Raw genomic sequence first — 12096 nt, forward strand, 5'->3', positions numbered from 1 at the left:
GGATTACTGCAATGCCAAGAGCGAACGAAATTAAGAAAGGTATGGTACTGAATTACAACGGCAAACTGCTGATTGTGAAAGATATCGACATTCAGGCACCCAGCGCCCGCGGCGCAGCAACGCTGTACAAAATGCGTTTCTCCGATGTCCGCACCGGCCTGAAAGTGGAAGAACGTTTTAAAGGCGACGATATCGTCGATACCGTGACCCTCACCCGTCGCTACGTTGATTTCTCCTACATCGACGGCAACGAATACGTGTTCATGGATAAAGAAGATTACACCCCGTATATCTTCACTAAAGATCAGATCGAAGAAGAGCTGCTGTTTATTCCAGAAGGTGGGATGCCGGACATGCAGGTGCTGACCTGGGATGGCGTGCTGCTGGCGCTGGAGCTGCCGCAGACCGTTGATCTGGAAATTGTTGAAACGGCGCCGGGCATCAAAGGCGCGTCTGCAAGTGCGCGTAACAAACCGGCTACCCTGACTACCGGTCTGGTCGTACAGGTGCCAGAGTACCTGTCAGCGGGCGAGAAAATCCGTATCCATATCGAAGAAAAACGCTATATGGGTCGTGCTGACTGATTGCGGCGTTTGTCGGGTGGCGGCTGCGCCTTACCCGGCCTACAAAAACACAAAAACCGGCCTCAGAGCCGGTTTTTCGTAGGCCCGGTAAGCGTAGCGCCACCGGGCGATCAGGCTTAAAGAAGTTCAGGATACTTCGTCATTTTCAGCGCCAGCTCGATACCGCGCACTTCCGCCATCCCTTTCAGACGGCCAATCGCCGAATACCCTGGATTCGTTTTCTTGCGCAGATCGTCCAGCATCTGGTGCCCGTGATCCGGACGGAACGGGATAGGACGTACATCCCCCGCCTGCTTACGACGTACCTCTTCAGAGAGAATGGCATCCACCACCGCAACCATGTTCACGTCGCCGCCAAGATGCGCCGCTTCATGGAAGGTTTTCGGGTTCTCTTCACGGCAGGTTGCACGCAGGTGGGTGAAATGAATGCGATCGCCGAAGGTTTCGATCATCCGCACCAGATCGTTATCCGCCCGCACGCCATACGAGCCCGTACACATGGTAAAGCCGTTGTAGATGCTGTCCACCGTCTCTTTCAGCCACTGCATATCTTCAATCGTAGACACGATACGCGGCAGGCCAAGAATAGGACGCGGTGGATCGTCCGGATGAACCGCCAGCCGCACGCCGACTTCTTCTGCCACCGGCACGATAGCGCGCAGGAAGTGCGCCATGTTTTCACGCAGCTGGTTTTTATCGATATCGCCATATTCCGCCAGGCGCGCGCGGAACTGATCGAGGGTATAACCCTCTTCCGCACCGGGCAGGCCCGCGATGATATTGCGAACCAGCTTCTCAATGTCCGCTTCACCGGCGGCATTGAACCACGCCAGCGCCTGCTGCTGCTCTTCGGCGGTGTAGTCTGCTTCCGCCCCCGGACGCTTCAGAATGTGCAGTTCGAAAGCCGCAAAAGCGATTTGATCGAAACGCAGCGCCTTCGAACCATCGGCCATTTCATATTCCAGGTCGGTACGCGTCCAGTCCAGGATCGGCATAAAGTTGTAGCAGACGGTATCAATACCACAGGCTGCCAGGTTACGAATGCTCTGCTGATAATTCGCAATCCAGGTATCACACTCACCGGAGTGGGTTTTGATATCTTCGTGAACCGGAATACTTTCCACAACAGACCAGGTTAACCCCTTCTCTGCCAGCTGAGCCTGACGCTTTTGGATTTCCTCTACCGGCCACACCTGACCGTTCGGAATATGATGCAGCGCCGTGACTACACCCGTTGCGCCAGCCTGACGCACATCATCAAGAGAAACCGGATCGTTCGGCCCGTACCAACGCCAGGTTTGTTCCATTGCCCCACCCTCTCAAGTTGTTATACCAATATGTGTTACTTCAATGACGACTACCATACATGTTTAATCGAAGTGGTCAATACAGCACGCGGCATTGATTGATCAAACTCACATAACAGGGATATTTACGGCTTACCAATTTAATTTGTTGTCATATAACTTTACACTGGCATTGTTAATTAATGGTTAATCAGGTGTGTATTACATGAAGACTATTGCCTCCACCGCGCTTCCTGCTCATGTCCAGCAACCCCGCTACGATCGCGAGCAGTTACGCTCCCGCATCGTCCATTTCGGTTTTGGCGCGTTCCACCGGGCGCATCAGGCGTTGTTAACAAACCGGGTACTGAATGCCAAAGGAGGCGACTGGGGAATTTGTGAGATTAGCCTCTTTAGCGGCGATGTCCTTATGGGCCAGCTCCGGGCGCAGGATCATCTGTTTACCGTGCTGGAGAAAGGTGCCGAAGGCAATCAGCCCATTATTATCGGTGCGGTAAAAGAGTGCCTGAACGCCAAACTCGACTCGCTGGCAGCCATTATTGAGAAATTCTGCGAACCGCAGGTGGCAATTGTCTCCCTCACCATTACCGAAAAAGGCTACTGTATCGATCCGGCGACGGGAAAACTGGATATGCGGAACAGCCGCATCCTGCACGATCTTGAGCACCCGTCTGAGCCGCATTCCGCACCGGGTATTCTGGTTGAAGCCCTTCATCGCCGCCGCGAGCGGGGCCTGCCGGCGTTTACCGTGCTCTCCTGCGACAATATTCCCGACAACGGCCATGTGGTGAAAAATGCCGTTCTCGGCATGGCCGGAAAGCGTTCCGCAGAGCTGGCCGCATGGATCGAGGCGCACGTGAGCTTCCCTGGTACCATGGTCGACCGAATCGTGCCCGCCGCCACCGACGTCTCACTCGCGGAAATCACCCAGGAACTTGGCGTTGAAGATCCCTGCGCCATCAGCTGTGAACCGTTCATTCAGTGGGTAGTGGAAGATAACTTTGTCGCCGGGCGTCCGGAGTGGGAGGTGGCAGGCGTACAGATGGTTGAGGATGTCCTGCCCTGGGAGCAGATGAAGCTGCGGATGCTGAACGGCAGTCACTCCTTCCTCGCGTATCTGGGCTACCTTGCCGGCTACGCGCACATAAATGAATGTATGCAGGACGACAGTTTCCGCGAGGCGGCCCGCAGGCTGATGCTGAATGAGCAGGCCCCTACGCTGCGCATCACCAACGTTGATCTGACAGCCTATGCTGACAGCCTGCTTGACCGCTTCGCCAACCCGGCCCTACAGCATCGTACATGGCAAATCGCCATGGACGGCAGCCAGAAGCTGCCTCAGCGCATGCTGGAAGGGATCCGCATGCATCTTGAGCGTAACACCGCCTGGCCATTACTGGCGCTGGGGGTGGCGGGCTGGATGCGCTACGTCAGCGGTACGGACGAACAGGGCAACGCCATTGACGTACGCGATCCGCTGAGCGACAAGTTTCAGGCCATTGTCGCTACCAGCAGCGACGCAGAACGCGTTAGCGCCCTGCTGACGCTAAATGAAATCTTTGGCGACGACCTGCCGCAAAACCCTGTCTTTGTCGAGGCAATCACCAGCGCGTACCAGCGCCTCGTCCGGCTCGGCGCGCGCCAGGCCGTTATCGAAACGTTAAAAATTTAGCGATTATTGCGTTTAAGGCGAACGGTTTTATGCTCCGTTCGCCCTCCCTCTTCTCAATGCCCGATTTTTTCGTCAGGATGATAGATAGTTGTTACTACATCACAATTATTTATCGGAGCGCACGTGACCAAAACCAACCTGATCACCGGTTTTCTCGGCAGCGGTAAAACTACGTCCATTCTGCATTTGCTGGCCAATAAAGACCCGGCGGAAAAGTGGGCCGTGCTGGTCAACGAATTTGGCGAAGTGGGGATCGACGGCGCGTTGCTCGCCGACAGCGGCGCGATGGTGAAAGAGATCCCGGGCGGGTGTATGTGCTGCGTGAATGGTCTGCCGATGCAGGTCGGGCTGAATACGCTGCTGCGTCAGGGCAAGCCGGACCGTCTGCTGATTGAGCCCACCGGGCTGGGTCATCCTAAGCAAATCCTTGATTTACTGACCGCCCCGGTATACGAGCCGTGGCTTGAGCTGCGTGCGACGCTTTGCCTGCTCGACCCCCGCCAGCTGCTGGATGAAAAAGCGATCAATAATGACAATTTCCGCGACCAGCTCGCCTCGGCAGATATTATCGTGGCGAATAAATCCGATCGCGCGACAGCTGAGAGTCAGGCCGCGTTCCAGTCCTGGTGGCAGCAGGCTGGCGGTGGACGTCAGTATGTGCAGACGACCCAGGGCAACATTGATGGCGCCCTGCTCGACCTTCCCCGCCTAAACCAGACGCAACTGCCTGCCAGCGCTGAGCATTCGCATAGCCACGGCGCGAAGCAAGGCCTGGCTGCACTGAGCCTGCCGGAGCATCAGCGCTGGCGTCGCAACCTGAACAGCGGCCAGGGGCATCAGGCCTGCGGGTGGATCTTCGATGCCGATACGGTTTTCGACACCATTGGTATACTGGAATGGGCGAGACTGGCGCCGGTTGAGCGGGTAAAAGGGATCATGCGCACTCCGGATGGTCTGGTGCGCATTAACCGTCAGGGCGAGGATTTCTTTATTGAAACCCAGAACGTCGCGCCACCCGACAGCCGGATAGAGTTAATTAGTGCGGTTAATACCGACTGGAATGCCCTCCAGTCAAGCCTGTTGAAGCTTCGTTTAAGTTTGGGCGGCTAACGTTGCCCCTGATTTCACACATTGCTGAAGACTATGACGACTCGACTTCCTGCTATTTTATTGCTCAACGCTGCCGGCCTGGCGATCTTTTTCTCCTGGTATATCCCGGCGGATCACGGTTTCTGGTTCCCGCTGGATTCCGGGCTGTTCCACTTCTTTAACCAGGCGCTGGCGAAGAGTGAAGCCTTCCTGTGGCTGGTGGCGATCACCAACAACCGCGCGTTTGACGGCTGTTCGCTGCTGGCAATGGGCTGTCTGATGCTCTCCTTCTGGCTGAAGGAAGACAAAACGGGTCGTCGCCGTATTCTGATTATCGGCCTGGTGATGCTGCTGACGGCCGTGATTATCAACCAGCTGGCGCAGCATCTGATGCCGGTTAAACGCGCCAGTCCTTCGCTCTTTTTCCCGAATATTAACCGCGTCAGCGAGCTGCTTCATATTCCAACCAAAGATGCCTCGAAGGACAGTTTCCCGGGCGACCACGGTATGATGCTGCTGATTTTTGCAGGCTTCATGCTGCGCTATTTTGGTAAAAAAGCCTTCGCCATCGCCCTGGTTATTGTGGTGGTATTTGCATTCCCGCGGATGATGATTGGCGCTCACTGGCTGACAGATATCGCCGTAGGCTCCCTCACGGCGGTGTTAATTGGTTTACCGTGGGTGCTGATGACCCCACTCAGCGATCGCATAATAGGCATTTTTGATCGCTATCTTCCTGGCAAATTTAAACAAGCTGGAAACAAATAAATAACGAAAATTAACACCATTCATCAGGGATCGTTTTCGATCCCTGCGTCACTTCTTTTCGGCGTCATTCAACGCTGTCATCACCCCGTCATACAATTCGTGATAAAAATGAAGCAATTGCAGGGATTACCGATATGAATGGCGGCATTTTGAGCAATTCCGCGCTGTAACTTTGTGTATCACATTTTCTTATAAAAAAACGGACTTTTTTGCTCGCAATACCCCGTGCAATCGGTTAACCTCGAACTCGTTTTGCCCCACTGAGATAATTATTATCATGGTGAATAATTTTGTGCGTTGAGCCACAGTTTTCACCATAAAGAATTGTCTCATTGTGAACAGATTATTAGTCTCGTCACGGTTGGCAATTTTATAACGATATTTTCGTTAAGGACTTCAAGGGAAAACAAACAAAATGGTCAAATCTCAACCAATCTTGAGATATATCTTGCGGGGGATCCCGGCGATTGCAGTGGCGGTTCTGCTTTCGGCATGTAGTACGACGAACACCGCGAAGAATATGCATCCTGAGACGCGTGTTGTGGGAATGGAAGATTCCTCTTCACTGCAAGCCTCTCAGGATGAATTTGAAAATATGGTACGTAATCTCGATGTTAAGTCGCGTATTATGGATCAGTATGCTGACTGGAAAGGCGTGCGTTACCGTCTGGGCGGCAGCACCAAGAAAGGCATCGATTGTTCCGCATTCGTACAGCGTACGTTCCGTGAACAGTTTGGGTTAGACCTTCCGCGTTCTACTTATGAACAGCAGGAAATGGGCAAATCCATTTCGCGCACTAAACTGCGCACGGGCGATTTAGTCCTGTTCAGAGCGGGTTCAACCGGTCGACACGTTGGCATCTATATCGGTAACGATCAGTTTGTCCATGCTTCCACCAGCAGTGGTGTGACGATTTCCAGCATGAACGAACCTTACTGGAAGAAGCGCTACAACGAAGCTCGCCGCGTTCTGAGCCGTAGTTAATATTGCTGTCGTATCGTTGGTTATCCCTTGGCTGGCGATACGATAAAAAAAGCACTGCTCCGGCAGTGTTTTTTTTTGCCCGTTACACTGATAACTATCCAGCGGCATTTCAGGAATCACGACATCTATGTTTACCCGCTACTTCTCCAGCAACCGCAAGATTCTGTTTCTCAGTTTCCTTACGGGGTTATTCACTGCCCTGCTCCTGGGAGCATTACAGTTTTACTGGAGTTATCACAAGCGAGACGTCAGATTCGATACCCTTATTACCGATTTAAGCGTCTACATGGAGAGCTATTTCGATGAGCTCAAAATGTCGATTGATACGCTCCAGCCACTCACGCTGAACAGCTGCGAGGAAGTGAGTGCCGCCCTGACCTCCCGGGCGGCTTTTAGCATCAACGTGCGCGCTTTTTTGCTGGTCAGGGATAAAAACGCCTACTGCTCTTCCGCCACCGGCCCGATGAATGTCCCCCTGCAAGCGCTTATTCCTGAACTGCACATCAATAAACAGGTTGATATGGCGCTCCTGCCGGGCACCCCCATGATGCCGGACAAGCCCGCGATTGCCATCTGGTATCGCAACCCACTGGTGAAGGACGGCGGTGTATTTACCTCCGTTAATCTTAACCTGACTCCTTATCTCCTCTACACCTCAAGACAGGATGAGTTTGCCGGTATTTCCATCATTATTGGCGATTATGCGTTATCAACCCATTCCGGAACGCTGGTCCCTGCGCGTGATTTGCCTGATATCCCGGTCCGTACCGCCACGCTGAAAAATGTGCCTCTGACCATCCATGTTTATGCGGAAGCCTGGACGACCGATGAAGTGCTGTACGCCCTGTTTTTCGGCCTGGTCTGCGGTATCGCGGCGGGCCTGTTGAATTTCTATATTCTTACTATCCGTCTTAATCCGGGGAAAGAGATCCTAACGGCCATCAAACGCGACCAGTTTTACGTGGTCTATCAACCCGTCGTGGATGCGCAGTCGCTCAAAATGACCGGGCTGGAAGTCCTGATGCGCTGGAAGCATCCGGTGATGGGAGAAATTCCACCGGATGCCTTTATTAATTTCGCTGAAGCGCAGAAGCTGATTGTCCCGCTGACGCTGCATCTTTTTGACCTGATTATCCGCGATGCCCCTGTCCTGCAAACGGTGCTCCCGCCTGGGGCCAAGTTTGGGATCAACATCGCGCCCGGGCATCTGCATGCTGAAAGCTTTAAAGAGGATATGCGCGCGTTTGCCGCCGCCCTTCCACCCGATCACTTCCAGATTGTGCTGGAAATAACCGAGCGCGATATGATCAACCACCGCGAGGCTAATCAGCTATTCGAATGGCTGCACGAAGAAGGTTTTGAAATTGCCATCGATGATTTTGGCACCGGCCACAGCGCGCTGATCTATCTGGAACGCTTCACGATGGATTACCTGAAAATTGACCGTGGCTTCGTGAATGCCATCGGGACTGAAACCGTCACCTCGCCAGTGCTTGACGCGGTGCTGACGCTGGCAGAACGCCTGAATATGTTAACCGTTGCCGAGGGTGTTGAAACGCCGGAGCAGGCGGCGTGGCTGCGCGAGCATGGCGTGAACTATCTTCAGGGCTACTGGATCGGCCGCCCGATGCCGCTGGAGCAGTTCAGGACGTGGCAACCCGACATCACGCTCGGGGAATAATTTCACAATCACGGCGCTGTCCCTTATTATTCTGTTCAACCGAGCCTGCCTGTGAACAAAGGGATCCGCCGCACTATGATTATGCGCGTTGTGTTGACGCTATTGGCGCTGGTGAGCCTGTCGAGCCAGGCGCAGACCATCAAAGAGAGCACGGCCTTTGCCGTCATTGGCGAGCCGAAGTACGCGGTTAACTTTAACCACTACGATTACGTTAACCCCGCCGCCCCGAAAGGCGGAAACGTGACGCTTTCCGCCACGGGAACGTTTGACAACTTTAACCGCTTTGCCCTGCGCGGCGTGGCGGCAGCGCGTACCGAATCCCTCTATGACACGCTGTTCGTCACCTCCGACGACGAGCCCGGCAGCTATTATCCCCTGGTTGCTGAGAACGTGCGTTACGCCGATGATTTCAGCTGGGCAGAAATCGCGATTAATCCGCGGGCGCGTTTTCACGACGGTACGCCGGTTAGCGCCCGTGACGTGGCATTCACCTTTCATAAATTTATGACCGAAGGCGTGCCGCAGTTTCGTCTGGTGTACAAGGGCACCACGGTGAAAGCCATCGCCCCGCTGACCGTGCGAATCGAACTCCCTGAGCCGAACAAAGAGAATATGCTGAGCCTGTTCTCCCTGCCCGTCATGCCCGAATCCTTCTGGAAAAATCATAAGCTGAGCGATCCCCTCTCTACCCCGCCGCTGGCCGGAGGGCCGTATCGCATTACCGACTGGCGAATGGGCCAGTACGTGATCTATTCCCGGGTGAAAGATTACTGGGCAGCCACGCTGCCGGTAAACCGGGGCCGCTGGAACTTCGATACAATCCGCTACGACTACTACCTGGATGATAACGTGGCCTTCGAGGCATTTAAGGCGGGCGCGTTTGATTTACGTGTCGAGAACAGCGCCAAAAATTGGGCGACCCGCTATATCGGAAAAAATTTCGCGAAAGGCTATATCGTTAAAGACGAACACAAAAACGAATCCGCGCAGGACACGCGCTGGCTGGCGTTTAATATTCAGCGCCCGGTTTTTTCCGATCGTCGGGTGCGTGAAGCCATTACCCTGGCGTTTGATTTCGAATGGATGAACAAAGCGCTGTTTTACGGAGCCTACAGCCGGGCGAACAGCTATTTCCAGAATACTGAATATGCCGCCCGTGATTATCCCCACGCGGACGAGCTGGTTTTGCTGGCGCCAATGAAAGCGGAGCTCCCGCCGGAGGTGTTCACCCGCGTATTTGAACCGCCCAAATCCGACGGAAACGGGTTCGACCGGGACAACCTGCTGAAAGCCAGCAACCTGCTGGATGATGCTGGCTGGGTGCTGAAAAATCGGCAACGGGTTAATGTGCAAACCGGTAAACCGCTCAGCTTCGAACTGCTGATTGCCTCCGGCGCAAACGATCAGTGGGTGCTGCCATTTAAGAAGAACCTTGCCCGGCTTGGCGTCACCATGAATATCCGCCAGGTCGATATGGCCCAGTTAACCAACCGCAAGCGCAGTCGCGATTACGACATGATGCAGACCCTGTGGGCCGCGCAGCCGTGGCCAAGTTCAGATCTGCAAATCTCCTGGGCATCGGGGTATATCGACTCCTCCTACAACGCCCCGGGCGTAAAGAGCCCGGTGATTGATGCGCTGATTGCAAAAATTGTCGCCGCTCAGGGCGATAAGAACAAGCTTCTGCCGCTTGGCCGCGCGCTCGATCGGGTCTTAACCTGGAACTATTACATGCTGCCGATGTGGTATATGGGCGAAGATCGCGTGGCCCGCTGGGATAAATTCTCCCTGCCTGCCGTTCGCCCGGTCTACACCCTCGGCTTTGACACCTGGTGGTATGACGTGAATAAAGCCGCAAAACTGCCCGCAGAGCGGCGTTAAGGAGTGACGATGGGCGCTTATCTTATCCGCCGGCTGCTGTTAGTGATCCCGACGCTGTGGGCCATTATTACCATTAACTTTTTTATCGTCCAGATCGCCCCCGGCGGTCCGGTGGACCAGGCAATTGCGGCAATAGAATTTGGTCACGCTGGCGGCATGCCGGGCGGCGGCGGTGAAGGAATGGGGGCCAGCCATGCCCGGACGGGCGTGGGCAACATCAGTGAAAGCCACTACCGGGGCGGTCGCGGACTGGATCCGGAGGTGATCGCCGAGATCACCCATCGCTATGGTTTTGACAAGCCGCTGCACGAGCGTTATTTCAGGATGCTCTGGGATTATGTCCGTTTCGATTTTGGCGACAGCCTGTTTCGCAGCGCCTCGGTGTTAACCCTGATCAAACAAAGCCTGCCGGTTTCCATCACGCTCGGACTGTGGGGGACGCTGATTATTTATCTGGTCTCCATTCCGCTGGGGATCCGAAAAGCGGTCTACAACGGTAGCCGTTTCGATATCTGGAGCAGCACATTCATTATCATCGGCTACGCTATCCCGGCGTTTCTGTTTGCCGTGCTGCTGATTGTCTTTTTCGCCGGCGGCAGTTATTTCGACCTCTTCCCGCTGCGCGGGCTGGTCTCTGCGGATTTCAGCACCCTGCCGTGGTATCAGAAAATCACCGATTACTTCTGGCACATCACGCTTCCGGTGCTGGCAACGGTCATCGGCGGATTTGCGGCGCTTACGATGCTGACCAAAAACGCCTTTCTTGATGAGATCCGCAAACAGTACGTCGTCACCGCGCGCGCCAAGGGTGTCGGTGAAAAGCAGATCATGTGGAAGCACGTTTTTCGTAACGCCATGCTGCTGGTGATTGCCGGTTTCCCCGCCACGTTCATCAGTATGTTTTTTACCGGCTCGCTGCTGATAGAGGTGATGTTCTCGCTCAACGGATTAGGGCTGCTGGGCTATGAGGCCACCGTCTCCCGTGATTATCCGGTGATGTTTGGCACACTCTACATTTTCACCCTGATCGGCCTGCTGCTGAACATCATCAGCGATATCAGCTATACGCTGGTCGATCCCCGTATCGATTTTGAGGGTCGCTGATGTCGCGTTTAAGCCCCGTCAATCAGGCCCGCTGGGCGCGCTTTCGCCACAACCGTCGCGGCTACTGGTCGCTGTGGATCTTCGCCGTCCTGTTCGCCTTAAGTATGTGTTCGGAACTGATTGCCAACGATAAACCCCTGCTGGTGCATTTCAAAGACCGCTGGTATGTACCGGTGCTGGCCACCTACAGCGAAAGCGATTTTGGCGGCCCGTTTGCGACGCCAGCCGAGTACCAAGATCCCTGGTTACGTGAACAGATAGCGCAGCACGGCTGGGCTATCTGGGCGCCGATTCGTTTTGGCGCGAACAGTATTAACTTCGCCACGTCCACCCCCTTCCCTTCGCCGCCTTCCGCGCAAAACTGGCTGGGAACGGACGCCAACGGCGGCGATGTGCTGGCGCGCATTCTCTATGGCACCCGCATCTCGCTCCTGTTTGGGCTGCTGCTGACGCTCTTTAGCAGCGTAATGGGCGTTGTGGCGGGCGCCGTGCAGGGCTATTACGGGGGTAAAATAGATTTATGGGGACAGCGCGTGATTGAAGTCTGGTCCGGTATGCCGACGCTGTTTCTGATTATCCTGCTGTCCAGCGTGGTACAGCCTGGCTTCTGGTGGCTGCTCGGGATCACCGTCCTGTTCGGCTGGATGGCGCTGGTCGGCGTGGTGCGCGCGGAGTTTCTGCGTACGCGGAATTACGACTATATTCGCGCTGCGCAGGCGTTAGGCGTGAGCGATGGCGCAATCATCTTCCGCCACATGCTTCCCAATGCTGTGGTGGCGACCCTCACCTTCCTGCCGTTTATTTTGTGCAGCTCCATTACCACCCTGACGTCGCTTGATTTTCTTGGTTTCGGTTTGCCGCTGGGCTCACCGTCCCTTGGCGAACTGCTGTTGCAGGGCAAAAACAATCTCCAGGCCCCCTGGCTGGGCATCGCCGCATTCCTCTCCGTGGCGGTGCTCCTTTCCCTGCTGATTTTTATTGGCGAAGCCGTGCGCGATGCCTTCGATCCCAACAAGGCGGTATGA

10 protein-coding genes are annotated in these 12096 nt (G+C 54.8%); 9 read left to right on the top strand and 1 reads right to left on the bottom strand.

Features of this window, described 5'->3' with window-relative positions; all coding sequences use genetic code 11:
* Nucleotides 1-11 precede the first annotated feature (11 nt).
* Nucleotides 12-584 carry an elongation factor P-like protein YeiP gene (gene yeiP, locus O1721_RS19095; protein WP_003859355.1) on the top strand — a complete coding sequence of 191 codons (573 nt, stop codon included), beginning with the start codon at nucleotides 12-14 and terminating at the stop codon, nucleotides 582-584.
* 116 nt (nucleotides 585-700) lie between these two features.
* Here the strand turns inward: yeiP and uxuA are convergent, their stop codons facing one another.
* Nucleotides 701-1891 (bottom strand): mannonate dehydratase, encoded by a 1191-nt coding sequence (gene uxuA / locus O1721_RS19100; protein ID WP_017383391.1) that lies wholly within the window; start codon nucleotides 1889-1891, stop codon nucleotides 701-703.
* Nucleotides 1892-2096: 205 nt separating this feature from the next.
* Between uxuA and O1721_RS19105 the strand changes: the two genes are divergently transcribed.
* The 8 genes from O1721_RS19105 (at nucleotide 2097) to O1721_RS19140 (ending at nucleotide 12096) form a co-directional block, all read left to right on the top strand.
* Complete coding sequence (locus O1721_RS19105) at nucleotides 2097-3563, top strand: mannitol dehydrogenase family protein (protein WP_032648917.1); 1467 nt, start codon at nucleotides 2097-2099, stop codon at nucleotides 3561-3563.
* Between the two features lie 123 nt (nucleotides 3564-3686).
* Nucleotides 3687-4673, top strand: coding sequence for a CobW family GTP-binding protein (locus tag O1721_RS19110; protein WP_017383393.1), 987 nt, complete (start codon nucleotides 3687-3689; stop codon nucleotides 4671-4673).
* A 33-nt stretch (nucleotides 4674-4706) separates the two neighbouring features.
* Complete coding sequence (locus O1721_RS19115; protein ID WP_032648918.1) at nucleotides 4707-5420, top strand: phosphatase PAP2 family protein; 714 nt, start codon at nucleotides 4707-4709, stop codon at nucleotides 5418-5420.
* Nucleotides 5421-5835: 415 nt separating this feature from the next.
* Entirely contained in the window at nucleotides 5836-6405 is a 570-nt protein-coding gene (mepS, locus tag O1721_RS19120) for a bifunctional murein DD-endopeptidase/murein LD-carboxypeptidase (RefSeq protein WP_003859364.1), read from the top strand.
* 127 nt (nucleotides 6406-6532) lie between these two features.
* Entirely contained in the window at nucleotides 6533-8086 is a 1554-nt protein-coding gene (locus O1721_RS19125; protein ID WP_017383395.1) for a cyclic di-GMP phosphodiesterase, read from the top strand.
* A gap of 75 nt (nucleotides 8087-8161) precedes the next feature.
* A complete protein-coding gene (locus O1721_RS19130) occupies nucleotides 8162-9967 on the top strand; it encodes an extracellular solute-binding protein (RefSeq protein WP_017383396.1) in 1806 nt (601 codons plus the stop codon).
* A gap of 9 nt (nucleotides 9968-9976) precedes the next feature.
* Nucleotides 9977-11071 carry a microcin C ABC transporter permease YejB gene (locus O1721_RS19135; RefSeq protein ID WP_003859369.1) on the top strand — a complete coding sequence of 365 codons (1095 nt, stop codon included), beginning with the start codon at nucleotides 9977-9979 and terminating at the stop codon, nucleotides 11069-11071.
* Entirely contained in the window at nucleotides 11071-12096 is a 1026-nt protein-coding gene (locus O1721_RS19140; RefSeq protein ID WP_017693033.1) for a microcin C ABC transporter permease, read from the top strand. The genes O1721_RS19135 and O1721_RS19140 overlap by 1 nt, the downstream gene beginning before the upstream one ends.

It is taken from the genome of Enterobacter cloacae complex sp. HYC033_NIDB (genome assembly GCF_056673335.1).